The sequence below is a fragment of the Pseudonocardia spirodelae genome, from assembly GCF_037727765.1.
Classification (GTDB): domain Bacteria; phylum Actinomycetota; class Actinomycetes; order Mycobacteriales; family Pseudonocardiaceae; genus Pseudonocardia; species Pseudonocardia spirodelae.
On record NZ_JBBJUP010000011.1, the window covers coordinates 116,232 to 140,533 of the forward strand.

Sequence of the window (24,302 nt, forward strand, 5' to 3'; positions counted from 1 at the left end):
TAGGGTGTCGGCGTGCGTGACCTCGTGGAGATCGGGATGGGCCGGGAGGCCCGTCGTGCCTACGACCTCGACCAGATCGAGATCGTCCCGTCGCGGCGGACCCGCAGCTCGAAGGCCGTCTCGACGGCCTGGCAGCTCGACGCCTACCGCTTCGACATCCCGCTGATGACCCACCCGACCGACGCGGTCGTGTCGCCGGACTCGGCGGTCCGCATCAGCGAGCTGGGCGGGCTGGCGGTGCTGAACGCGGAGGGCCTGTGGGCCCGCCACGCCGACCCGAAGGGCGCGCTGGAGCGGGTCGTGGCCGCGGCGACCGGGGACGACCCGGACTCCGCGGTCGCGCTGCTGCAGGAGTTGCACCAGGCCCCGATCCAGCAGGACCTGGTCACCGAGGCGCTGCGCCCGCTGCGCGACGGCTCGCACACGGTCGCCGCGCGGGTGAGCCCGCAGCGCGCCCGCGAGCTGACCCCGGCGCTGCTCGCCGCGGGCGTCGAGGTGCTCGTCGTGCAGGGCACGATCGTCTCGGCCGAGCACGTCTCCGACGGCGAGCCGCTGAACCTCAAGGACTTCATCGCCGAGCTGGACGTCCCGGTCGTCGCCGGCGGGGTGGGGGACTACCGCACCGCGCTGCACCTGATGCGCACCGGCGCCGCGGGCGTCATCGTCGGGTACGGGCAGTCGACCTCGACCACGACCGACGAGGTCCTCGGGGTGGGCGTGCCGATGGCGACCGCGATCGTCGACGCCGCCGCGGCGCGCCGCGACTACCTCGACGAGACCGGCGGCCGCTACGTGCACGTGATCGCCGACGGAGGCATCGGCACCTCCGGCGACATCGCGCGGGCCGTGGCCTGCGGTGCCGACGCGGTCATGCTCGGCGAGCAGCTCGCCGAGGCGTCGGAGTCCCCGGCCGGCGGGCTGTACTGGACCTCGTCGGCGGCGCACCCGTCGCTGCCGCGCTCGGAGGTCACCGGCCTCGCGCGCTCGGGGCGCACCCTGGAGCAGGTGCTGTTCGGGCCGACCGACAGCCCGTACGGGACGACGAACCTGTTCGGCGCGCTGCGCCGTGCGATGGCGAAGACCGGGTACTCCGACCTCAAGGAGTTCCAGCGGGTCGGGCTGAACCTGCGGACCTGACGTCGTCGGCGGGTGTTCAGCCGGCAGCGGTGACCGCGGCGACGAACTCGGCGGCCCGCTCCCGCAGCCCGGCCCGGCGCTCGTCGACGGTCGTGCCGGGGGCCGGCTTGAGCGCGGCCGTCGCCGTCTCCACGCGCACGTGCTCGGCGCAGGCGAGGTCGGCACAGATGTAGGTGCCGACGGTGTCGCCCTGGCGCCCCTTCGCGCCGCGGCGCGGGGCCACGAACAGCCCGACCCCGCCGACGGAGTGCGTGGTCCGGCACAGCGCGCACATCGCGGCGGAACGTGCCGCCCCGGTCGCGGCGCGCAGCACGACGCCGGCCGGACCGTCGCCGGTGGGGACGAGCAGCACCCCGCGGTCGGGCGACTTCGGGTCGCGCCAGCCGTGGACGTCGTCGAGCCGGTCGGGGTCGAGGTCGCGCACCCACGCGGGCAGGGTCATCCGCGTCGCCTCGCCCTTCGAGCAGTTGGTCAGGGCGCGGCGGATCCGGGTCTCGGTCGGGCTGCTCACGTCGCAGGACGGTAGATCGGCCGTCGGAGCGCGGTCGAGCCGGTTTCGGCGGGGTAGCGTTCGGCCACGTCGACGCCGCCGGAGCCGAGGAGGACCGCGTCATGAGCCGCCCCACCGCCGGAGCCGCCATGGGCGGCGGACGCGCCTTCGTCGACGCGACCGGGACCCCGGTGCCGCTGCGCGGTCCCGTGGTGCGGGTCGTCGCCACCGACCCCGGCGTCGGCGCGCTGCTGCGCGAGCTCGGGGCCGACGTCGTCGGCTGCGCCGGGCCGCTCGAGGGCGTCGACCCGGTCGGGGACGAGCGCGCCCCCGACCCGGACGCCGTCCGGGCGCTGCGGCCCGACGCCATCGTCACCGGCGCCACCGGCCGGCGCCACGACCTCGCCGACCCCGCGCTGCTCGGGCGGCTGCGCGACATCGCACCGACGATCGCCGTCGACCTCGGGCGCCGCGCCGCGAGCGCGGCGGACCTGCGGGCCCTGCTCGGGACGGTGCAGCCCCCGCCGCACCGCTCCCGCGGCCGGCACGAGGACTGACCTCAGCCCGCCAGGACGGCGCGCACCCGGTCGGCGACGGCGGTCAGGTCGTCGCGCACCAGGTTCGCCTGCTCGGTGAACACCGCCAGCTGCGACGGGTCCAGCGCCAGCGCGCCGGACGTCCCGGCGGTCGCGGCGGCGGCCCCGTGGTCGAGCAGCGCGGTCCAGTGCGCCCGGGCGGCGGCGTCGGGCAGGGCGTCGTAGGCGCGCGCCGCCTCGACGGCGGCCCCCAGCCGGCCACACGCGATCGCCAGGGCGACCGGGTCCTGGCGGCCCGCGGCGTCGGCGACCCCGGTGAAGCCGTCGCCGATCGCGGTGAGGTGGGTGAGCCCGCCGTTGTCGCGCCACGCGGTCATCGCGACGACCGGGTCGCCGGCGGAGATCCCGGTCCCGGCGGCCGCGTCGACCAGCGCGGACGCGGTGGCCGGCGGGAGCGGCGCGCCGGCCGGGACCGCCGCACCGGACGCGGTCACGGTCTGCGGCGTGGGCAGCGGGGACACCGTCGCGGGGGTCATGAGCAGCCCGGCCGCGGCGATCGCCGCGGTCCCGGTGGCGGCGGCGCACAGGACGACCGGCAGGACCCGGGCCCGGAACGCACGCGCCCGCGGGACGACGGCCGGCACCGGCTCGGCGCCACCCGTTGCGTCGGGCTCCGCCCGGTCCGGGGCGGGGGCGGGCGGCCCGGCGACCGGGACGCGCGCCGGGACGCCGGCGAGCAGCCCGGAGGTGCCGAGCCGGTCGAGCCCGAGCGCGTCGACGCCGAGCCCGTCCGTCCCGAGCGACCCGGCGGCGGGGCGTGACTCCCGGGCCGGGGCCGGACGCTGGGCGGGCACCAGCGCGGCCGGGACCGTGGTGACGGCCGGGCCGGTGATGCCGTCGGCGGGGTCGGCGGTGGTGTCGCCGGCGTCCGTCGCCCGGCCGGTGGGGGTGGTGGCCATCGGGAGTGCCTCCGGAGGTCGTGCGGGAGCGTCGTCGGACCATCGGAGCAACCCGATGTCGTCGTTACGCCGATCCGGTTCCGCCGGGCGGTTTCATCAGGATCGACGAGGGACGCCCCGGCAGCGCGGACCCGGTACGGCCGCCGGGCGCCCCGATCGCGCCGATTACCCTGGTCGCGTGCAGACCCCGACCGTCCTCGTCGTGGACTACGGCGCCCAGTACGCGCAGCTCATCGCCCGTCGCGTGCGCGAGGCGGACGTCTACTCCGAGATCGTGCCCGCCTCCACGCCCGTCGCCGACATCGTGGCCCGCGAGCCGGCGGCCGTGATCCTCTCCGGTGGCCCCGCGAGCGTCTACGCCGACGGCGCGCCCGCCGTCGACCCGGCGCTGTTCGAGGCGGGCATCCCGGTGTTCGGCATGTGCTACGGCTTCCAGGCCATGGCGCGCGCCCTCGGCGGCGAGGTCGCCCACGACGGCACCCGCGAGTACGGCCGCACCGAGGTCGCGCTGACCGGCACCCCCGGCACGCTGCACGACGGCCTGCCCGCCACGCACCCGGTGTGGATGAGCCACGGCGACTCCGTGGTCGCCGCACCGGCGGGCTTCACCGTCACCGCCTCGACCGACCGGGTCGCCGTCGCCGCGTTCGAGGACACCGGCCGGCGCCTGGCCGGCGTGCAGTACCACCCCGAGGTCGGGCACTCCCCGCACGGGCAGGAGGTGCTGCGCCGCTTCCTGCACGACGTCGCGGGCATCCGCCCGTCCTGGACGACGGCGTCGATCATCGACGAGACCGTCGAGGCCATCCGGGCGCAGGTCGGCGACGGCCACGCGATCTGCGGGCTGTCCGGCGGCGTCGACTCCGCGGTGGCCGCCGCGCTCGTGCAGCGCGCGATCGGGGACCGTCTGACCTGCGTGTTCGTCGACCACGGGCTCATGCGCTCCGGCGAGCGCGAGCAGGTCGAGAAGGACTTCGTCGCCGCGACCGGGGCGACCCTGCACGTCGCCGAGGCCGCCGACCGGTTCCTCGACGCGCTGGCCGGGGCGACCGACCCGGAGCAGAAGCGCAAGATCATCGGCCGGGAGTTCATCCGGGTCTTCGAGACCGCCACGGCGGAGGTCGTCGCCGACCACCACGTCGGCTTCCTCGTGCAGGGCACGCTCTACCCCGACGTCGTCGAGTCCGGCGGGGGCGACGGCACGGCGGTCATCAAGAGCCACCACAACGTCGGCGGCCTGCCCGACGACATCGAGTTCGCGCTGGTCGAGCCGCTGCGCGCGCTGTTCAAGGACGAGGTGCGGGCCGTCGGCGCCGAGCTGGGCCTGCCCGAGGTCATCGTCGGCCGCCAGCCGTTCCCCGGTCCGGGGCTGGGCATCCGGATCATCGGCGAGGTCACCCGCGACCGGCTCGAGACGCTGCGCGCCGCCGACGCGATCGCGCGCGAGGAGCTCACCGCCGCCGGGCTGGACCGCGAGATCTGGCAGTGCCCGGTGGTGCTGCTCGCCGACGTCCGCAGCGTCGGCGTCCAGGGCGACGGCCGGACCTACGGCCACCCGATCGTGCTGCGGCCGGTCAGCTCCGAGGACGCGATGACCGCGGACTGGACCCGGCTGCCGTTCGACGTGCTGGAGCGCATCTCCACCCGGATCACCAACGAGGTCGCCGAGGTGAACCGGGTCGTGCTCGACGTGACGAGCAAGCCGCCGGGCACCATCGAGTGGGAGTGACGAAACTGGGGCGGGGCCGGTGACACCGGCCCCGCCCCGGCCGGCCCGGGCCTGCGGCGACCGACCCCCGTCGGTGCCGCTGCCACGCGGGCGGCGCGGGCTCCGGCGGTGCTCCCCAGCCCGCCGTCGCCCGTGATGACTCCTTAGTCGTCCGATGTTGCCCGGGAGTTACGCACACTGGCCACCAGGAATGCGATCCCCGCCACAACGGCGACACCGGCGAGCACCCAGCGCAGGTCGACCACCTCCCACGGGGCGGTCCCGGTCACGCCGCACGCCGCGACCAGCAGCGACAGCACCCCGGCGACGAGGGCGAACGGATCGGGCCTGCGCTCAACCACGGACCACCTCCACGGTTCCCAGCTCGGCCCGCAGGTCGAGCTCCAGCACCCGGCCGCCGGGGCCGTCCGGCCCGGGGTCGGCGACGGTCAGGTCGACGTCCTGCCCGCTGCGGGTCTGCCCGTCGACGGTGAGGTCGCCGGTACCGACCGAGCCACGGACGTCGAGGTCGGCGCCCGGCGGCACCCGGACGAGTACCGAGCCCACCCCCACCTCGGCGCGGGTCCGGACCGGGCCGGCGGCCTGCGGCGTCGCGGTCAGGTCCAGCCGGGTCAGGTCCAGCTCGACCGAGCCGGTCCCGCGCCGGTACTCCGGCGCGAGTTCGGCGACGGTCGCCGGCGCGGCCACGGCCTCCCCGATGCCCCCGCGCACGGCCCACCCGTCGGGCCCGACGGCGTCGTTGAAGGGGATGGACACGGCCGTGACCAGCGCGAGCAGCACGGAGAACGGGGCCAGCCAGCGCCCCGCCCGGCGGAACGCGCCGACGACCAGCCCGATCCCGACGACGGCGAGCGCCGCACCCGGGACGGCGGAGGGCGGCAGCGCCCCGGGGGCGGCCAGCACGACGCCGCCCACCATCCCCGCGACGACCAGCGCGACCGCCAGCGTCACCGGCGTCAGCGCCGAGCGCGGCGCCGGGGGCGGCGCGGGCTCCGGGCCCGGTTCGGGCAGGTCCCAGGCGAAGGGCGCGACGCCGAGCGGGTCCCACGCCGGAGGGGTGCCGGTCGTCGCGACCGGCGCCGTCGGGGCGTGCGGGCCCGTGGTCCACGGCACCAGGGGCGTCGCCGACGCGGCGGCCTCCCGCGCCCCGGGCCGGTTGCCGCGGGCCAGGTGCAGCAGGACCAGCAGCGCGACGGTGACGACCGCGGCGATCAGCCGGTCGGCCTCCAGGACCAGCGGGACGGCGAGCAGCGCGGCCAGCACCAGCAGCGTCACCGACAGCGCCGACGACGGCCCGCTCCGCTGCGGGGGCGGCCCGCCGGGCCGACCCGCGTCCGGGAGGACCGCGCAGCCCGCGAGGTAGAGCGGCAGGCCGGGGCCCACGATCGTCGCGACGACGAACCCGACCCGCACCAGCGTGGGGTCGATCTCGTAGCGGCGGGCGATCGCGGCGGCGACGCCGGCGAGCTTGCGGTCGTCGCGCGGACGCAGCGGGCGGGAGTCCCACATGTCGCGCAGGGTGTCGCGGGCCGGTGACCGCGGCGGGGGGCCGCTCCCGGGCAGCTGCGTCGAGTTCATGGCGACGAGCCTGCCGTCGCCGGGGACCCCGCGGTCTCGGGGACAACCCCGAGACGACCCCGGTCCCGTGCCGGAGGGGACCGGGCGCGGATCGTGTGACGATGGGGTCGTGAACAGCCCGGACCCCGCGCCGACCGGCCCCGCGCCGTCGTCGGCCGACGCGGCGGCGCGGCCCGCCCCGGCCGGTGCGCCGCCGTCCGCCCCGACCCCCGCCCAGCCTGCCGCCCCGACCCCCGTCCCGCCGCACGCCGTGCCGTCGGTGCCTGCTCCACCCGGGGACGGCGGGCCGACGGTGCCGGTCGCGGCGGACCCCGCGCCCGCTCCGGGCCCCGCACCGGCCGCCGCCCCCGCGACGGCGGCGCGGCCCGCCGGCCGGGCGCCGCTGACCCGGCGCCGGTCCGGCCGGCTGGTCGGGGGCGTCGCGGGCGGCGTGGCCGACCACCTCGGCGTCGACGTGCGGTGGATCCGGGCCGCGTTCGTGGTCCTGACCCTGCTGGGCTGGGCGGGCGTGCTCGCCTACGGCCTGCTGTGGGTGTTCCTGCGCCAGGAGAGCGCAGGCGTCGAGCGGACCGTCACCCGGTCCGAGCGGCTGCAGGCGGCGGGGCTGCTGGCCCTCGGGCTGGGCCTGTCCCTGGTCGCCGCGACGTCGGGCTCGGCGGTGCTGGGCTGGATCGCCGGCCCGCTGGGGCTGGCCACGGTCGGTGCCGCAGTCGTCTGGCGGGAGGCCGACGAGGCGCAGCGACGCCGGTGGGCGCACGACGCGCGGACCCGCGTCGTCGGCGGGCGCACCGCGCTGGCCCGCACGCTGCTCGGTGCCGGCCTCGTGCTGACCGGGCTGGCGGTGTTCCTGCTCGGGAACCTCGACCTCGGCTCGGTGCGGTTCGGGATCCTGGCCGCGCTGGCGACGCTGCTCGGCGTCGCGGTGCTCACCGTGCCCTGGTGGGTGCGGCTGGTGCGTGACCTCGGCGAGGAGCGCCGCGCCCGCGCGGTCGCCGCGGAGCGCGCCGAGATCGCCGCCCACCTGCACGACTCGGTCCTGCAGACCCTCGCCCTGATCCAGCGCCAGTCCGGTGACGCCCGCGAGGTGCAGCGGCTCGCCCGCGGGCAGGAGCGGGAGCTGCGGGCCTGGCTGTACGGGCCGGGCGGGCGCGGCCGCGACGGCGGCGGGCCGGACGCGGCGGAGTCGACGCTGGCCGCCGCGATCACCCGGGTCGCGGGGGAGGTCGAGGACACCTACGCGGTCGCCGTCGGCCCGGTGCTGGTCGGCGACGCCGACCTGGACGCCGACCTGCGCGCGCTCGTCCTGGCCGCGCGCGAGGCGATGGTGAACGCGGCCAAGCACTCCCGGGCGTCGGAGGTGGACGTCTACGTCGAGGTCGAGCCGGCCTCGGCGGACGGGCCGGGCGTCGCAGAGGTGTTCGTCCGCGACCGCGGCACCGGGTTCGACCCGGACGCCGTGGGCGCCGACCGGCACGGGCTGGCGGACTCGGTGCACGCCCGGATGACCCGCCACGGCGGTAGCGTCCGGATCCGCACCGGTCCGGGCGAGGGCACGGAGGTGCGGCTGTCGATGCCGCTGACGGAGGGGGAGCAGCCATGAGCACGCCGGACGGCAGCGGTGGCGACACCGACACCGACGGGATCCGGGTCTACCTGGTCGACGACCACGGGCTGTTCCGGTCCGGGGTGCGCGCCGAGCTCGAACGCGGCGACGGCCGGAGCCCGGTGCTGCAGGTCGTCGGCGAGGCGGGCTCGGTCGACGAGGCCGTCGCCGGGGTGGCGCACCTCGCGCCGGACGTCGTGCTGCTCGACGTCCACATGCCCGGCGGCGGGGGAGCGGAGATCCTGCGCCGCGTGCGCGCCGCGGGGACCGGCTCGGTCTTCCTGGCGCTGTCGGTGTCCGACGCCGCCGAGGACGTCATCTCGGTGATCCGGTCCGGGGCCCGCGGCTACGTCACGAAGACGATCTCGGGCCGGGACCTGGCGGACGCGGTGCGCCGCGTCCGTGCCGGCGACGCGGTGTTCTCGCCGCGGCTGGCCGGCTTCGTGCTCGACGCGTTCTCCGACCGCCCCGGCGCCGCGCCGCCGGTGGACCCGGAGATCGACCAGCTGACCCGGCGCGAGCGCGATGTGCTGCGGCTGCTCGCCCGCGGCTACGCCTACAAGGAGATCGCGAAGGAGCTCTTCATCTCGGTGAAGACGGTGGAGACCCACGTGTCGAGCGTGCTGCGCAAGACGCAGACGTCGAACCGGCACGAGCTGTCCCGCTGGGCTTCCGACAGGAGGCTCGTGTAGGTCGCCCAGCGACCGGAGCGAGCCGGAAGGAGCATCGGCACGGACAGGAGGCTCGTGCAGGTCGCGCAGCGACGGTCCCGGCCTCCGCCGCAGACCGCGGGACCGGGACCGTCGTGCGGTCAGTTGCCGCCCAGCAGCGACCCGGCGCCGCGGGTGACGCCACCCAGCGCCCCGCCCACCGGCTCGGTGACGGTGCTCAGCGTCCCGCCGACCGGCTCGGCCACGGTGCTCACGGTCTCCGCGACCGGCGCGGTGACGGCCTGCAGCGGCTGTGTCGCCGACGTCGCCGACGACGAGGAGGCCCCGGAGTCCTTCGAGGCCTGCTCCGCCGAGGTGTCGAGCAGCCCGGTGACCGGCTCCGCGGCCTGCAGCACCGGACCGGTCAGCGGCCGGGTCCCGCTCAGGACGGGCTCGGTGACCGGCGAGAGCGCGCCGAGCACGGGCGTGGTCACCGGCTCGAGGGTGTCGGTCAGCGGCCGGGTCACCGGCTGCACCGCCCGTGTCACCGGGCGCACCGCCTCGGTCACGGGCGAGACGACCCCGCCGACGGTCTCACCGACCGGCGCGGCGGCCTGCGCGACCGGGGCGACGACCCCGCCGACGGTCTCGCCGACCGGGCGCACGGTCTCGGTGACGTCCTGGACCGGGCCGGTGCTGACCCCGCCACCCGACGGCGACGGTGCGGTCACCGGGTCGAGCAGGTTGCCCGCGGAGGGCCGGTCCGGGTTGTTGAGGGGCGCGACGACCGGTGCGAGCACCGAGCCGGTGCCGCCGGCGCCACGCGGCGCGGGGACGGTCGTGCCGCCGCCGGAGGACCCCGACGGGTCGCGCGGCGCGGGGACGGTGACGGCGGGTGTGCTCCCGCCGCCGGACGGCGCGGTCGCGGCCGGGGCGGCGGCACCGCCGGTGGGCCCGAACGCGACGGCCATCCAGTCGGTCGCGCCGGGCGCGGTCGCGGGCAGCTCCGGCAGCGGGGAGGCGAGCGCGACGTTGGCCGGCAGGTACTGGTCGGGCAGCGTGTCCGGGGTGCCCGCGGTGGGCAGGCCGAATCCGGGGAACAGGCCGTCGGCGGCGGCGCGGGCGTCGGAGCCCTCGGCGCCGACACCGTTGTAGAGCGCGGCGCCCAGCACGGAGCCCGCCGCGAGCAGGGCGCCCGCGACCATGCCGGCCCGGCGACGCCCGGTGACCTGCCTGGCCGGCCAGTCGCCGTCGGGGGTGCGGGGCTGGGGGAGGTCGATGTCGGGCCAGCCGCCCGGAGCCCCGGCGGCGGCGACGTCCGCGGCGTCCGGGGCGGCGACGGGCGAGCGGCCCTCCCGCCGGAGCAGGTCGCCGACGGAGAGCACCGGCCCGGTGAGCGGGCCCGCACCGTCACGGGCGGCGTGGGATCCACGCGGGTGACGCGCCAGCAGTTCGGCGACGCTCACCACGTCACGGTGCCCGGTGGCGCCGGGGGCGCCGGGGAGCGGGGCACCGGCAGGGGTGTCGGTCACGGCCGCACGTCCTCCTTCGGGTCATTTCGACCCGGGAAGATGTACCGGAAGCGGTGGTGCTTTCCCAAGCGATCACCCTCCGCTCGTCGCAGGTGACCTGATCGGGTGATTCCCGTTCATCGGGCGTATCCGACCGCTCGGCCCGCTCGTTGGCCTGGGAGGCAACCGTTCCGTGACCTGTCCGGCGGAGAAGCCGCAGGTCGCGTTCCCGCGGTGGTGCCGACCCGTGCACTGCGTGTGAATCGCCGAGTGGTCGTACCCCGGCGCGTGCTCACGGTCCGCGACCGCCGCCGTTCGGACGCTCAGCGTCCGCCGAGTCGCCCACGGCCGAGGCGCAGCAGCATCATCGCGAGCTCCCGGCCCTCCGGGCCGAGGTCGGCGAAACGGTCGAGCACCGCCATCTCGCGGCTGTAGACGATCCGCGGGCCGCCCGCGGCCATCCGGGCGGCGCCGATCCGCCGGGACACCTCGGTGCGGCGCAGGATCGCGTCCAGGATCTCGGCGTCGAGACGGTCGATCTCGCGGCGCAGCTGCTCGATCTCCGGGTCGGCCCCGGTGCGCACCTCGCCGGCGGAGCCGGCGGCCGGGGTGACGGTCTCGGTCAGGGGGTCGCTCACGGTGCTGCTCTCCTCGTCTCGGTCGGGTCCGGCGGGCCGAGGACGTGCGAACGCCCCGGGTCCGTCGGACTCCGGGGCGTGCGGGTGGCGTCTGGGCTCAGACGGGCTGCGCAGCGGGAACCGGGGTCCGGTACCCGTAGCGAAATCGTCCGTCGAGAGCCACGCGGCGAGCATAGACCACGCGACCGTTCCCGGAACCGGATTCCCACCGTCCGGGAACGGCGCCGCCGACGCGCGGGCGGGAACGTCGGACCCCCGGCGTACCGTGTTCGACACGATGAGTGCGCTGTTCGAACTCCCCGGGACGGGTTCCGCCGCTGCCGCCGAGCCGACGACGGCCCAGGGCCGCCGCCTGCTCGAGGGCCTCAACGACCGGCAGCGGGAGGCCGTGACCCACGCGGGCTCGCCGCTGCTCATCGTGGCCGGCGCCGGGTCGGGCAAGACCCGCGTGCTGACCCACCGGATCGGCTGGCTGCTCGCCGAGCGGGGGGTGCACCCCGGCGAGGTCATGGCGATCACCTTCACCAACAAGGCCGCCGCGGAGATGAAGGAGCGCGTCGACGCGCTGATCGGGCGCCGGTCCGGCCCGATGTGGGTGTCCACGTTCCACTCGATGTGCGTGCGGATCCTGCGCCGCGAGGCCAAGCACCTGGGCGTGCGCAGCGCCTTCTCCGTCTACGACGCCGACGACACCCGCCGCCTGGTCGGCATCGTCGGGCGCGACCTGGAGCTGGACCCGAAGAAGTTCGCGCCGCGCGCGCTGGCCGCGCAGATCTCCAACCTGAAGAACGAGCTGGTCTCCCCGGACGAGGCGACCGACCGCGCCGCCACCGACCACGAGCGCCGCATCGCCGAGGTCTACGGCGTGTACCAGTCGCGGCTGCGCCAGGCGAACGCGTTCGACTTCGACGACCTGATCATGGAGACGGTGTCGCTGCTGGACCGGATGCCGGCCGTCGCCGAGTACTACCGGCGCCGGTTCCGGCACGTCATGGTCGACGAGTACCAGGACACCAACCACGCCCAGTACGAGCTGGTCCGCCAGCTGGTGCAGCCGGCGACGGCGCAGGGGCGGCCCGGCGAGCTGTGCGTCGTCGGCGACTCCGACCAGTCCATCTACGCCTTCCGCGGCGCGAACATCCGCAACATCGTGGAGTTCGAGCAGGACTTCCCGGACGCACGGACGATCCTGCTGGAGCAGAACTACCGCTCCACCCAGACGATCCTGTCCGCGGCCAACGCGGTGATCGCCCGCAACCCCGAGCGCCGCGACAAGCGGCTCTGGTCGGACTCGGGCGACGGCGAGCGCGTCGTCGGCTACGTCGCGGACAACGAGCACGACGAGGCGAGCTTCGTCGCCCGCGAGATCGACCGTCTCGTCGACACCGGCGAGTACCGCAACTCCGACATCGCGGTGTTCTACCGGACCAACAACCAGTCCCGCGTCTTCGAGGACGTGTTCCTGCGGGTGGGGCTGCCGTACCGGGTCGTCGGCGGGGTGCGGTTCTACGAGCGCCGCGAGATCCGCGACGCGCTGGCCTACCTGCGGGTGCTGTCCAACCCGGAGGACACGGTCAGCCTGCGCCGCATCCTCAACGTGCCCAAGCGCGGCATCGGCGACCGGGCCGAGGCCGTCGTGTCGGAGTTCGCCGAGCGGGAGCGCACCTCGTTCTCCCGGGCGCTGCGCGTCGCGGCGGAGGAGCCGCAGCGGCTGCCCGCGCTGGCGACCCGCTCGCAGAAGAACATCGCGGGCTTCGTCCGGATGCTCGACGAGCTGCGCGAGCTGGTCGAGCGCGGCGACGACACCGCCGAGATCCTCGAGGCCGTCTACGGGCGCACCGGGTACCTGGAGGAGCTGCAGGCCTCGGAGGACCCGCAGGACGGCACCCGGATGGACAACCTCGCCGAGCTCGTCACGGTGGCGCGGGAGTTCGCCGGGGACGCCGCCGTCGCCGACCTCGCCGAGGGCGGTGGTGCCGCCGTCGGCTCGGGGGCCGCGCCCGAGGAGACCTACGACGACACCCCCGCCGGCGTGCCCGAGCCGGGGTCGCTCGCCGCGTTCCTGGAGCGGGTCGCGCTCGTCGCCGACGCCGACTCGATCCCGGACGACGACCAGGGCCTGGTCACGATGATGACCCTGCACACGGCGAAGGGGCTCGAGTTCCCCGTCGTGTTCCTGACCGGCTGGGAGGACGGGATCTTCCCGCACCTGCGCACCCTCGGTGATCCGAAGGAGCTCGCCGAGGAGCGCCGGCTGGCCTACGTCGGCATCACCCGCGCGGAGAAGCGGCTCTACCTGTCCCGGGCGATCGTGCGGTCGGCGTTCGGGCAGCCGAGCACCAACCCGGCCTCGCGGTTCCTCGACGAGGTCCCGCCGGACCTGGTGGACTGGCGGCGCACCGAGGAGCAGCTGGTCGCGGAGCGCCCGTCGGCGCCGGTGGGCCGCTTCGGGTTCGGCCGCCGTCCGCAGGCCTCCGACCGCGGCAGCTGGAAGGTCCCGGAGCGGTCGCTGAACAACCAGTCGCTGCACCTCGACGTCGGCGACCGGGTCAACCACGACAAGTACGGCCTGGGCACCGTGATCGCCGCCGACGGCGTCGGCCCGCGGGCCACGGTGACCATCGACTTCGGGTCGGGCGGGACGGTGCGGCTGATGCTGATCGGCGGCGTGCCGATGCAGAAGCTGTAGCCGGCCCGCTCAGTCGTCCCGGTCGTCGCGGTCCTGTGCCGCGGCCTCGGCGGGGGTCAGGACCTTCACGGACCCGAACGCGCCGACGGTGGTGACGTCGACGGTGCCCGGCCCGGCCGCCGTGCACGCGGTCGGGCACTCCGTCGAGCCGAACACGGTGAACCCCGAGGTGTTCGCCCGGACGCCCTCGGGCACGACGACGGTCACGCTGCCGAACAGCAGGGTGGAGCCGACCTCGCGGTCGTCGGCGGTGACGCCCACGGTGCGCGAGCTGAACACGGTCACGCCGTCGGACACCGGCAGCAGGTGCGCGCCGCCCCAGAGCGCCGCGACGGCGACCACCGCGGCCGCCAGCACCCCGCCCGCCCGGCGTCCCGCGGCCGCGGCGAACTCACCCGTCCGCGCGGCCGGCGACGGCGCGGGCAGGGCGACGGTGGCCCCCGCGGCCGTGTCGGGCGGCAGGTCGCGGGTCAGCGGGTCGAGGTCGGCGCGGGTCCGGGCGGCCCAGGCGAGGGCCGAGCGTTCCTCGTACTCGGGCAGCGACAGCCGCCCCTCGCCGTGCGCGCGCTGCAGCCGGGCGTCGACCGCCCGCCGCTCGCCGTCCCCCACCCGGTACGCCGACTCGTCCGCCACACGGCCCATTCTGACCCGTGCGCGGCCCGGTGCGGCGCTCAGGCGTCGCGGGACCCGGTCGCGTCGGTGACGTCGAGGCCGCGCGCCGACAGCCAGGGCAGCGGGTCGACCTTGGTGCCGTCCGGCTCCCACACCTCGAGGTGCAGGTGGGGCCCGGTGGACTGGCCGCGGTTGCCGACCTCGGCGATCTCGTCGCCGGCCCTGACCTCCTGGCCCTCGGTCACGAACGAGCGGTTGATGTGGCCGTAGACGGTGCTGGTGCCGTCGGGGTGCTTGAGCACCACCCACATGCCGAAGCCGCTGGCGGGACCGGACTTCTCGACCACGCCGTCGGTGAGGGCGAAGATCGGCGTGCCGATCGGGGCGGCCAGGTCGATGCCCTTGTGCTGCACGCCCCAGCGGGCGCCGAAGCCGGAGGTGAACCGGCCGGCGGTGGGCATGACGTAGGCCTCGCCGCCGTACAGGACGGCGCGGGGGGCGCCGTGCGACATCGCCGAGGACACGGCCCGCTCGACGCGGGCGGCCTCCGCGCCCATCCGGGCGGCCTTGGTCAGGTTCGCGACGTCGACCTTCGCGGTGCGGTCCAGGTCGGGCAGCGACGCGGCCCGCGTGCCGAGCTGCTCGCCGCCGATCGCCGAGGCGTCCATCGGGGCGGTGGTGTCGGCGGAGCGGGTGTCGGTGGACACCGGCAGCATCGCCGAGGCCGCGAGCCGGGCGTAGGCCTCCTCGACCGAGGCCTCACCGCCCCAGCCGGGCACGCCGAGGGCCCCCGCGACCGTCTGACCGGCTGCGACGAGGGCGCCACCGGCCGCGGCGGCGACGGTCACACGGGTACGCAGGCCCGTCCGTGGCAGAGCCGGGAGGGCCGGGAGCGCCGGGACCCGGTGACCGGCGGTCGGCACAGGGGGGAGCGTGCCGGGCCGGGCCTCCGGTCGCGTGGCGCCGCTGGGGGAGCGGTGGCGCGACAAGACTGCCCTTCTGGTGTTCAGGTCGTCGCGGGTCGCTCGGCGGTGACCGTCGGAGTGGGGGCTCCGCGGGGGGCGGCGTCGTTCGGGGCGACGCCCGGTCACCGTGACCGGTCCGTGACGTGGACGACGCGACGGTAACCCGCCCGTCGCCGAGCGGCAACGGCGGGCCACCGCGCGGAAGCGGACGGTCGTGGATCATCGACGACCGGTCGGGCGGTGGGGCCGTCCCGCCCAGCGGACGGGTGCCCGTGGAGCAGCGCTCAGGCCGAGCTGGCCGGACGCGTGGAGTGCCGCCCGGTGCGCCGCAGCGACCCGCGCAGCCGCCGGTCGCGGACCCGGTCGTGCTCGCGGCGCTCCTGCTCGCCGCGGGCCAGGGTGCTCGCGACCCAGTGCACCGTGCGCCGGTCGACCGGCAGGGCGAGGTGGCCGACGTCGTCGAGCTCCAGCTCCTCGACGTCGAGGTCGGGGTGGCGCAGCCGGGAGTTGCGCTGCGGGACGATGACCTCGTCCATCCGCGACCACACGACCAGGAAGCGGGTGCGGCAGCCGGGGGCCGGCTCGTCGAGCTCGCGCAGGATCTCCGAGCCGGGGCACAGCTGGCGGCACAGCGGCAGCGGCGCGAGCCGGGCGAGGTTGCTGCCGGCGTGCGGGCTGCCGAGCGTCACCAGGGTGTCCACGACGGCGTCGCCGCCCATCCGCTGCACGTAGTAGCGGGCGATCACCCCGCCCAGCGAGTGCCCGACGACGTGCACCCGGTCCGACCCGGTGGCCTCGCGCAGGCGCTCGACGTGCCCGCGCAGCTGGTGCGCGGCCGTGCGGACGTCGCCGGTCAGCAGGCTGTAGTTGATGGCGTGCACCACGCCGAAGCCGCGGCGGCGCAGCTCGTGGGCGAACACGGTGAACACCGAGCGGTTGTCCATGATCCCGTGGATCAGCAGGATCGGGGTGCCCGCCGCGGCCGGATCGGCGACGACGAGGCTGCGCTTGACCGGGGGCAGGCTGTCGGTGCGCCAGTGGCCCTGCGGCCGGACGGTCTCCTCGACCAGCCCGATCGGGTACAGCGCCAGGTGCGCGGTCAGCCAGGCGCCCTCCAGGGCCAGGCCGCGCAGGCCCGACGCCGAGGTGAACGTGCGCGCGGCGTAGCCCGCCGCCTGCCCGAGGTCGGAGACGGTGCCCGTGACGCTGGTCAGCACCCCGTCGGCGATCGCGCGCAGGCGGTCGCCTCCGGGTAGCGACGTCGCCATGACCACAAGGTAAGACAGGTCACTGGATCTCGCCGTGTCGCCGCGGTATCGGTGGCCCCCGTCACTCGTACGGCGTATCTGAATCGAGACTGGGCCGAGGGGGTGACTGCGGTCACCGGCCCAGGTCAGGACCGGTGCGGACGGCGTGGCTAGGCTCCCCGACGCAGCATCACCGACGTCCGCGACCGCTGCCGCCCGCCACCCGTGCGGGGTGCGCCCGGAGGAACCCGGGCCGTGCCGGTCGCGGCGAGAGCGAAGTGGAGCGGGAGAGCCGAGTGGACCTCTACGAGTACCAGGCGAAGGACCTCTTCGCCGCGCACGGAGTCCCGGTGCTGCCGGGCCGGACCGTGGACAACGCCGCCGACGCGGCGGCCGCGGCGTCCGAGCTGGGCACCGCCGTCGTGGTGAAGGCCCAGGTCAAGACCGGTGGGCGCGGCAAGGCCGGCGGCGTGAAGCTGGCGAAGGACGCCGACGAGGCCAAGGAGAAGGCCGAGGCCATCCTGGGCCTCGACATCAAGGGCCACACCGTGCACCAGGTCCTGGTCACCGAGGCCAGCGACATCTCCGAGGAGTACTACTTCTCGTTCCTGCTGGACCGGTCCAACCGCACCTTCCTGGCCATGTGCTCGGCCGAGGGCGGCATGGAGATCGAGCAGCTGGCCGTCGAGCGCCCGGACGCGCTCGCCCGGATCGCGATCGACCCGATCGCCGGTGTGGACAAGGCCAAGGCCGACGAGATCGTCGCCGCGGGCAAGATCCCGGCCGCGGTCGCGGACGAGGCCGCCGAGGTCATCGTGAAGCTCTGGGAGACCTTCGTCTCCGAGGACGCGACGCTGGTCGAGGTCAACCCGCTGGTCCGTGACCCGCAGGACAAGGTGATCGCCCTCGACGGCAAGGTCACCCTCGACACGAACGCCGACTTCCGGCACCCGCAGCACGCGGACCTGGTCGACGAGCGCACCGAGAACCCGCTCGAGGCGAAGGCCAAGGCCAAGGGCCTGAACTACGTCAAGCTCGACGGCGGGCAGGTCGGCATCATCGGCAACGGCGCGGGGCTCGTCATGAGCACCCTCGACGTCGTCGCCTACGCCGGCGAGGCGCACGGCGGGGTCAAGCCCGCCAACTTCCTCGACATCGGCGGCGGCGCCTCGGCGCAGGTCATGGCCGACGGCCTGGACGTCATCCTGGGCGACGACGAGGTCAAGAGCGTCTTCGTCAACGTCTTCGGCGGCATCACCGCGTGCGACGCGGTCGCCAACGGCATCGTCGAGGCGCTGAAGATCCTCGGCGACGACGCGACCAAGCCGCTGGTCGTCCGCCTGGACGGCAACAACGTCGAGGAGGGTCGCCAGATCCTCGCCGACGCGAACCACCCGCTCGTCACCGTGGTGGGCACGATGGACGACGCGGCCGCCAAGGCCGCCGAGCTCGCGAACGCTGGAGCCTGAGACATGTCGATCTTCCTCAACGAGAACAGCAAGGTCATCGTCCAGGGCATCACCGGTGGTGAGGGCACCAAGCACGCCACCAAGATGCTCGCCGCCGGCACCAACATCGTGGGTGGCGTCAACGCCCGCAAGGCCGGCACCACGCACACGGTCGGCGGCAAGGACGTCACCGTGTACGGCACGGTCGAGGAGGCGATCAAGGAGACCGGCGCCGACGTGTCGGTCATCTTCGTCCCGCCGAAGTTCGCCAAGGACGCCGTGATCGAGGCCATCGACGCCGAGATCCCGCTCGCCGTCGTCATCACCGAGGGCATCCCGGTGCACGACTCGGCGTACTTCTGGGCGCACGCGGTCGCCACCGGCAACAAGACCCGCATCATCGGCCCGAACTGCCCCGGCATCATCTCGCCCGGCAAGTCCAACGCGGGCATCATCCCGGCCGACATCGCCGGCCCGGGCAGGATCGGTCTGGTGTCGAAGTCCGGCACCCTGACCTACCAGATGATGTACGAGCTGCGTGAGTTCGGCTTCTCCACCGCCATCGGCATCGGCGGCGACCCGGTCATCGGCACCACCCACATCGACGCCCTCTCCGCGTTCGAGGCGGACCCCGAGACCGAGGCCATCGTGATGATCGGTGAGATCGGTGGCGACGCCGAGGAGCGCGCCGCGGACTTCATCAAGGCCAACGTCACCAAGCCGGTCGTCGGCTACGTCGCGGGCTTCACCGCGCCGGAGGGCAAGACGATGGGCCACGCCGGTGCGATCGTGTCCGGCTCGGCCGGCACCGCGCAGGCGAAGAAGGAGGCCCTCGAGGCCGCGGGCGTCAAGGTCGGCAAGACGCCGTCGGAGACCGCCGCGCTGATGAAGGAGATCCTCTCCGCCTGATCACGCAGGCACCCACGCGCGGGCCCCGGGAACCATCCCGGGGCCCGCGCGTTCTGCTGGGAAGGGCATGCGGTCGTGCCTCACCCGGCCGTGTCGGGGGCATCGGCTAGCGTGCGTCAGCGAGTCCTTCGGTCGCACGGGAGTGGTCGTCATGTCGAGCAACGAGCCCGGGGCGGGCCCGGCGGAACAGGCCGGACCGGCGCCGACGGTGCGCCTCGCGGTGCTGGCGGGGGCCGTGCTGGCGCTGCTGGTACTGGTCCTGGCCTTCTTCGACGTCGTCACGACGGGGCTGTTCCCGGTCGCGACGGTCGTCGCCGGCGGTGTCGCGGGTGCGCTGACCCTGCTGCCCGGGACGGGGCGCACGCTGGTCGCCGGCGTCGTGCTGTCGACGACCGGTGCGCTGACGATGCTGCTGCTCCTGGCGGGCACCGGTACCGGCACCGGCGCGAGCGGCGGCGCGGTCGGCTGGGTCGTGTTCGTCCTGGCGCTGCTCGCGGCCGGCACGTTCGGCTACGCCCAGCTGCTGCTGTCCGGGGTGGTGTCGGCGCCCGCGCCGCGCGCGCCCCGGCCGGCGCACGTGGGGCAGGGTGGCTGGGCGCCCGGCGCCCCCGCCGGCCAGCAGCCGCCGCCGTGGAGCCAGCAGGCCTGGAACCAGCAGCCCGGTGCCGCGCCCTACGGCGCCCCCTACGGCACCCCGGGCGCGGACGCGCACGGCTCCGGCCAGTACGGCGCCGCGCCCTACGGCACCGCGCGGCCCGCGGCCGGCTACGAGGCGGGCCACCCCGGTGCGGCCCCGTACGGCGCGGGCCAGCCCCCGGCGCAGTACGCCCAGGCCCCCTACGGCTCGGCGCCCTACGGCGCGGCCCCGTACGGCACCGGTCAGTACCCCGCCCAGCCCGGCACCGCCCAGCCCGGCACCGCCCAGCCCGGGGCCCCCGCGTACGAGGCCGCCGCGCAGCCCGGCCAGCCGGGTCCGGCGGGGCAGCCCCCGGCGTCCGGCCAGTACGGCGCGACCCAGCCCCCGGCGCCCGGCACCCCCGCCGACGACGCCGGCCGGCACGCGGTCGGTGCGCCCCCGAGCGGCGCGGGCGGCGCCTTCTCCGGGGTGTCCTACGGCGACCGCGCCGCCGCGGTGACCGGCGCCCCCGACGCGCGGGGCGACCAGGCCCCGCCCGCCGGGGCCCACGAGGCGCCCGCCGCGCCCACCGGCGACGACGCGGGGACCACCCGGCCCTCCGCGGTCGCGGGGTCCGGTGAGCAGGCCCCGCGCACGGGCGCCACCGACGACGACGAGGCGACCCGCACCTTCCGCCCGGGCGGCGGCACGGCCTGACCGCAGCCGGGGTGGGGCGCGGCACGCCACGGCGTGCCTGGCGCCGCCGGGCGGCCGTCGCTGGGACGCTGGCCCGGTGAGCACCACCCCGCCCCGCCCCGCACGCGGTCGCCCGGCGTCCCGGGCCCGGTCCTCCGCTCCCGCCCCGGAGCGGTCCCGCGGCGGGCGCGCGACCGCCGTCGCGGACCGGGAACGGCCCCGCGCCCGTGCCGTACGCGGCCCGGCGCGCGCCGGCACCGGCACCGGGCTCGACCGGCTGCGGATCCTGCTCGCCGCGACGATGGGCGCGGTCCTCGCCGGCTACACGCTGCTGGTCCCGGTCGCGGCGCTGCTGACCGGCACCGGCGGCGTCCCGGTCACCGCCGACGGCGCGCTCGCCACGGCCGTCCCGCTCTGGCTGGCCGCGCACCGCATCCCGATCGCGCTCGACGGCCGCCCGCTCGGGGTGCTGCCGCTGCTGCCGACGCTGGTCGTCGTCACGCTCGTGGCGTTCGCGTCCCGGTGGGCGGTGCGGCGCCTGGGCGGGCGGGTCCGGCACGACGCGGGCGCCGTCGTCGCCTCGCAGGCCGGGGCCGCCGCCGCCGTCGCGGTGCTGGCCGGTGCGCTGCTGCCGAAGGACATGGCCGTCACCGCGCCGTGGGCGTCCATGCTCGGGGCCGGGCTGGTCGCGGGCGCCGCGGCGGGCGTCGGCGTCGTGCACGCCTGCGGGGCGCCCGCGGCGTGGAAGCGGGTGCTGGCGGGGTGGCCGGGCGCGTCGCTGGCCGGGGCGCGCGTCGCGGCCGTCGCGCTCGTGCTGGTCTCCGCGCTGCTGCTGGTGGTGGCGCTGCTGGCGTCGGCCTCCGAGGTCGCCGAGATCGCCCGGCGGCTCGCCCCCGGCGCGTGGGCGGGCGTCGGGGTGCTCGTGCTGGGCGTCGGCTACCTGCCGAACGCGCTGGTCGGGGCCCTGTCGTGGTCGCTGGGCGCGGGGGTGTCGGTCGGCATCGCCCGGTCCGGCCCGCTCGGCGCCGAGCCGGGGCCGCTGCCGCCGTTCCCGCTCGCGGCGGTGCTGCCCGTGACCTCGGTGCCGGCCGTCGCCGCGCTGGTGCTGCTGCTGCCGGTGGCCGCAGGCGTGCTCGGCGGGCTCGCCTGCCGGCGCGCGCTGCCCGGCGACGCCGCCGTCGGCGAGCGGGTCGCGGCGCCGGCCGTCGCCGCCGTCGTGGTCGCGGTGGGTGCCGCGGTCGCGGCCGGGCTGGCCGGGGGACGCCTCGCCGGCGGGCCCTACGACCCGGTGTCGCTGCACGCCTGGCCGGTCCTGTTCGCCGCGCTGCTGCTCGTCGGGATCCCGGCCGTGCTGACCTGCGCCGGTCCCGAGCTCGCCCGGCACGTCCCGGTGGGCGGCCCGGACCGGGACCGTCCGCGCTCCACCGCCGACCGGGCCCGCGCCGCCCGCGAGCGGCGCCGTCCGTCGACGGTCGCCGACCTCGTCGAGCACCGCCGCACCGGCGGGGCACCCGGCCGCGCCCCGTCCCGCGCGGCGGCGGGCCGCGACACCGGGGTCGGCGACGACCGCGACACCGGGGACGGCGACGACCGGGACGGCGCCCCCGCGGACCGCGGCGACCGGGACCGCGGCGACCGGGACCGCGACGACCGGGGACACGACGACCGGGGCGGCGACACCGGCGGCGACCCCGGCGGCGACCCCGGCGGCCGGACCGACCGGATCACCCGCCGCCCGCCGCCCGGGCAGGACGACCCCGGCCGCTGACCGCCCGCGTCCACCGGCCCGCGGTCCGCGGCCCGTGACCGGGGCCACCGCACCGGGCGCCGCCGCCCGCCCCGGGCGCGTCTACGCTGGCCAGGGACCGTGGACCGGTCCGGCCGGGCGAGGGAAGGGACGCGGTGCGCGCGCAGGAGCAGGACGGGGCGCTGCGGGTCGTCGTCCTCGTCTCCGGCGGGGGCACCCTGCTGCAGGCCCTGCTCGACGCGCCGGACGCCGGGTTCGCCGTCGTCGCCGTCGGCGCCGACCGGCCGGGTGCGGCGGGGCTGGACCGGGCCCGCGCCGCGGGCCTCCCGGTGTTCGTCGAGCGGCTCGCCGACCACCCCGGCCGCGACGCCTGGAACGCCGCGCTCGCCGCGGGCGTCCTCGCGCACCGGCCCGGGCTCGTCGTCGGGGCGGGCTTCATGAAGCTGGTCTCCCCGGCCTTCCTGGACGCGCTCGGATGCCCGATGCTGAACACGCACCCCGCGCTGCTGCCGGCGTTCCCCGGCGCGCACGCCGTCGCCGACGCGCTGGCCGCGGGGGTGCCCGTCACCGGCGCGACCGTGCACGAGGTCGACGCCGGGCTCGACACCGGACCGGTGCTCGCGCAGGCGGAGGTCCCGGTGCTCCCGGGCGACGACGAGGCCTCCCTGCACGAGCGCATCAAGACCGAGGAACGACGGCTGCTGGTCGCGACCGTGCGACGGATCGCCGCAGCCGGGACAACCCACGAGGTGAACAGTGAGTGAGCGCAGGCCGGTACGCCGGGCCCTGATCAGCGTCTACGACAAGGCCGGTCTGCTCGACCTGGCCACCGGGCTGCACGCGGCCGGGGTGGAGATCGTCTCCACCGGGTCGACGGCGCAGCGGATCGCCGACGCGGGCGTGCCGGTCACCCCGGTCGAGGAGGTCACCGGCTTCCCCGAGTGCCTCGACGGCCGGGTCAAGACCCTGCACCCGCGGGTGCACGCCGGGCTGCTCGCCGACACCCGCAAGCCCGAGCACGTCGCCCAGCTCGAGCAGCTGAACATCGCGCCGTTCGACCTGCTGGTGTCCAACCTGTACCCGTTCCGCGAGACGGTCGCGTCCGGCGCGGGCGACGACGAGATCGTCGAGCAGATCGACATCGGCGGCCCGGCCATGGTGCGGGCCTCGGCGAAGAACCACGACAGCCTGGCCGTCGTCGTCGAGCCGTCCCGCTACGCGTGGGTGCTGGAGCAGGTCGCCGCGGGCGGGTTCGTGCTCGCCGACCGGCGCCGGCTCGCCGCGCTCGCGTTCCGGCACACCGCCGCGTACGACGTCGCCGTCGCGTCCTGGATGGGCGACGTGCTGGCCCCCGAGCCCGACGACGGCGCGCTCCCCGGCTGGGTCGGCGCCACCTGGACCCGCGAGCGGACCCTGCGCTACGGCGAGAACCCGCACCAGGCGGCCGCGCTCTACACCGGCGGCGCCGCGGCCGGCCTCGCCGGCGCCGAGCAGCTGCACGGCAAGGAGATGTCCTACAACAACTACGTCGACGCCGACGCCGCCTGGCGGGCCGCGCACGACCACGGCGACCGCCCGGCGGTCGCGGTGATCAAGCACGCCAACCCGTGCGGGATCGCGGTCGGTGCCGACGTCGCAGAGGCCCACCGCAAGGCGCACGCCACCGACCCGGTGTCGGCGTTCGGCGGGGTCGTCGCGGTCAACCGCGAGGTCTCGGTCGCGATGGCCGAGCAGGTCGCGGAGATCTTCACCGAGGTCGTCGTGGCCCCCGGCTACGCCGACGGCGCGCTGGAGGTCCTCACGCGCAAGAAGAACGTGCGCCTGCTCCGCATCCCCGGCGAGGTCGTCCGCGCCGGTGCCGAGCTGCGGCCGATCTCCGGCGGGCTGCTGGTCCAGCAGCGCGACCTGGTCGACGCCGACGGCGACGACCCGGCCGCCTGGAAGCTCGTCACCGGCGACGCGGTGGCCCCCGAGGTGCTCGAGGACCTCGCGTTCGCCTGGCGCGCCTGCCGCGCGGTGAAGTCCAACGCGATCCTGCTCGCCCACGACGGCGCCGCGGTCGGCGTCGGGATGGGGCAGGTCAACCGGGTCGACGCGGCCAAGCTCGCCGTGACCCGTGCCGGGGACCGTGCGCGCGGCGCGGTCGCGGCCTCCGACGCCTTCTTCCCCTTCCCGGACGGGCTGGAGGTGCTGCTCGACGCCGGTGTCGCCGCCGTCGTGCAGCCCGGTGGCTCGGTCCGCGACGAGGAGGTCGTCGCCGCCTGCGCGAAGGCGGGCGTGGCGATGTACCTGACCGGGACGCGACACTTCGCACACTGAGCGTCCCCGCTCCGCACCGACGGCCCGGACCCGCAGCGCGCGGGGCCGGGCCGTCGGCTCCGTGCAGGTCACGGACCGTTCTCCCGGAACTGTCGGGGGTGCGTGCGATGGTCTCCCCGTCGCCGGCACCACCCCCACCCGGGGGATGCGGACCGGCGGGACATGCCCTATCGTTCGAACGTCAGTTCGAGCACGCGTCGCCTTCCCCGCGGCGCGCCGGGCG

General features: G+C 76.5%; 21 protein-coding genes. 12 read left to right on the forward strand and 9 right to left on the reverse strand.

What is annotated here, in order from left to right; genetic code table 11:
• Positions 1-12 precede the first annotated feature (12 nt).
• Complete coding sequence (locus WJX68_RS15185; protein WP_340291264.1) at positions 13-1,137, forward strand: GuaB3 family IMP dehydrogenase-related protein; 1,125 nt, start codon at positions 13-15, stop codon at positions 1,135-1,137.
• Positions 1,138-1,153: 16 nt separating this feature from the next.
• On the opposite strand, the gene WJX68_RS15190 is transcribed toward WJX68_RS15185, so the two are convergent.
• A complete protein-coding gene (locus tag WJX68_RS15190) occupies positions 1,154-1,648 on the reverse strand; it encodes an FBP domain-containing protein (RefSeq protein ID WP_340291266.1) in 495 nt (164 codons plus the stop codon).
• Between the two features lie 101 nt (positions 1,649-1,749).
• Between WJX68_RS15190 and WJX68_RS15195 the strand changes: the two genes are divergently transcribed.
• Positions 1,750-2,184 (forward strand): TroA family protein, encoded by a 435-nt coding sequence (locus WJX68_RS15195; protein WP_340291268.1) that lies wholly within the window; start codon positions 1,750-1,752, stop codon positions 2,182-2,184.
• A gap of 2 nt (positions 2,185-2,186) precedes the next feature.
• Here WJX68_RS15195 and WJX68_RS15200 read toward each other — a convergent pair whose 3' ends face one another.
• Positions 2,187-3,122, reverse strand: a complete 936-nt coding sequence (locus WJX68_RS15200) for a hypothetical protein (RefSeq protein WP_340291270.1) — start codon at positions 3,120-3,122, stop codon at positions 2,187-2,189.
• A gap of 178 nt (positions 3,123-3,300) precedes the next feature.
• Here WJX68_RS15200 and guaA point away from each other — a divergent pair, with 178 nt between their 5' ends.
• A complete protein-coding gene (gene guaA / locus WJX68_RS15205) occupies positions 3,301-4,851 on the forward strand; it encodes a glutamine-hydrolyzing GMP synthase (RefSeq protein ID WP_340291272.1) in 1,551 nt (516 codons plus the stop codon).
• 143 nt (positions 4,852-4,994) lie between these two features.
• Here the strand turns inward: guaA and WJX68_RS15210 are convergent, their stop codons facing one another.
• On the reverse strand, positions 4,995-5,192 hold the full coding sequence (locus tag WJX68_RS15210) for a hypothetical protein (protein ID WP_340291274.1): 198 nt from the start codon (positions 5,190-5,192) through the stop codon (positions 4,995-4,997).
• Positions 5,185-6,429 (reverse strand): PspC domain-containing protein, encoded by a 1,245-nt coding sequence (locus tag WJX68_RS15215; RefSeq protein WP_340291276.1) that lies wholly within the window; start codon positions 6,427-6,429, stop codon positions 5,185-5,187. The genes WJX68_RS15210 and WJX68_RS15215 overlap by 8 nt, the downstream gene beginning before the upstream one ends.
• 292 nt (positions 6,430-6,721) lie before the next feature.
• On the opposite strand from WJX68_RS15215, the gene WJX68_RS15220 reads away from it, so the two are divergent.
• Positions 6,722-8,029, forward strand: coding sequence for an ATP-binding protein (locus tag WJX68_RS15220; RefSeq protein WP_422785712.1), 1,308 nt, complete (start codon positions 6,722-6,724; stop codon positions 8,027-8,029).
• Positions 8,026-8,724 (forward strand): LuxR C-terminal-related transcriptional regulator, encoded by a 699-nt coding sequence (locus tag WJX68_RS15225; protein ID WP_340291280.1) that lies wholly within the window; start codon positions 8,026-8,028, stop codon positions 8,722-8,724. The genes WJX68_RS15220 and WJX68_RS15225 overlap by 4 nt, the downstream gene beginning before the upstream one ends.
• 119 nt (positions 8,725-8,843) lie before the next feature.
• On the opposite strand, the gene WJX68_RS15230 is transcribed toward WJX68_RS15225, so the two are convergent.
• Both WJX68_RS15230 and WJX68_RS15235 read right to left on the reverse strand, forming a co-directional pair.
• Positions 8,844-10,214, reverse strand: coding sequence for a hypothetical protein (locus tag WJX68_RS15230; protein WP_340291282.1), 1,371 nt, complete (start codon positions 10,212-10,214; stop codon positions 8,844-8,846).
• A 302-nt stretch (positions 10,215-10,516) separates the two neighbouring features.
• Positions 10,517-10,777 carry a chorismate mutase gene (locus WJX68_RS15235; protein ID WP_340291371.1) on the reverse strand — a complete coding sequence of 87 codons (261 nt, stop codon included), beginning with the start codon at positions 10,775-10,777 and terminating at the stop codon, positions 10,517-10,519.
• A gap of 331 nt (positions 10,778-11,108) precedes the next feature.
• Here WJX68_RS15235 and WJX68_RS15240 point away from each other — a divergent pair, with 331 nt between their 5' ends.
• Positions 11,109-13,520 carry a UvrD-helicase domain-containing protein gene (locus tag WJX68_RS15240; protein ID WP_340291284.1) on the forward strand — a complete coding sequence of 804 codons (2,412 nt, stop codon included), beginning with the start codon at positions 11,109-11,111 and terminating at the stop codon, positions 13,518-13,520.
• A 9-nt stretch (positions 13,521-13,529) separates the two neighbouring features.
• On the opposite strand, the gene WJX68_RS15245 is transcribed toward WJX68_RS15240, so the two are convergent.
• The 3 genes from WJX68_RS15245 to WJX68_RS15255 all read right to left on the reverse strand — a co-directional run bounded on the left by WJX68_RS15245 (position 13,530) and on the right by WJX68_RS15255 (position 16,365).
• Complete coding sequence (locus WJX68_RS15245) at positions 13,530-14,153, reverse strand: DUF1707 SHOCT-like domain-containing protein (protein WP_340291286.1); 624 nt, start codon at positions 14,151-14,153, stop codon at positions 13,530-13,532.
• Positions 14,154-14,191: 38 nt separating this feature from the next.
• Positions 14,192-14,980, reverse strand: a complete 789-nt coding sequence (locus tag WJX68_RS15250) for a M23 family metallopeptidase (RefSeq protein WP_340291288.1) — start codon at positions 14,978-14,980, stop codon at positions 14,192-14,194.
• Between the two features lie 401 nt (positions 14,981-15,381).
• Positions 15,382-16,365 carry an esterase/lipase family protein gene (locus WJX68_RS15255; RefSeq protein WP_340291290.1) on the reverse strand — a complete coding sequence of 328 codons (984 nt, stop codon included), beginning with the start codon at positions 16,363-16,365 and terminating at the stop codon, positions 15,382-15,384.
• Between the two features lie 257 nt (positions 16,366-16,622).
• Between WJX68_RS15255 and sucC the strand changes: the two genes are divergently transcribed.
• The 6 genes from sucC (at position 16,623) to purH (ending at position 24,079) form a co-directional block, all read left to right on the forward strand.
• Positions 16,623-17,813, forward strand: coding sequence for an ADP-forming succinate--CoA ligase subunit beta (gene sucC, locus WJX68_RS15260; protein ID WP_340291292.1), 1,191 nt, complete (start codon positions 16,623-16,625; stop codon positions 17,811-17,813).
• Between the two features lie 3 nt (positions 17,814-17,816).
• The gene (gene sucD, locus WJX68_RS15265) at positions 17,817-18,701 is read left to right on the forward strand and encodes a succinate--CoA ligase subunit alpha (RefSeq protein ID WP_340291294.1); all 885 of its coding nucleotides are present in this window, start codon (positions 17,817-17,819) and stop codon (positions 18,699-18,701) included.
• A gap of 151 nt (positions 18,702-18,852) precedes the next feature.
• Positions 18,853-20,034, forward strand: coding sequence for a DUF5336 domain-containing protein (locus tag WJX68_RS15270; RefSeq protein ID WP_340291296.1), 1,182 nt, complete (start codon positions 18,853-18,855; stop codon positions 20,032-20,034).
• Between the two features lie 76 nt (positions 20,035-20,110).
• Positions 20,111-21,781 carry a cell division protein PerM gene (locus WJX68_RS15275; protein WP_340291298.1) on the forward strand — a complete coding sequence of 557 codons (1,671 nt, stop codon included), beginning with the start codon at positions 20,111-20,113 and terminating at the stop codon, positions 21,779-21,781.
• A 134-nt stretch (positions 21,782-21,915) separates the two neighbouring features.
• Positions 21,916-22,524: a phosphoribosylglycinamide formyltransferase gene (gene purN, locus WJX68_RS15280; RefSeq protein WP_340291300.1), complete on the forward strand. Its 609-nt coding sequence runs from the start codon at positions 21,916-21,918 to the stop codon at positions 22,522-22,524.
• Positions 22,517-24,079, forward strand: coding sequence for a bifunctional phosphoribosylaminoimidazolecarboxamide formyltransferase/IMP cyclohydrolase (gene purH, locus WJX68_RS15285; protein WP_340291302.1), 1,563 nt, complete (start codon positions 22,517-22,519; stop codon positions 24,077-24,079). Before purN ends, purH begins: the two co-directional genes overlap by 8 nt.
• The last annotated feature ends 223 nt before the right edge of the window (positions 24,080-24,302 follow it).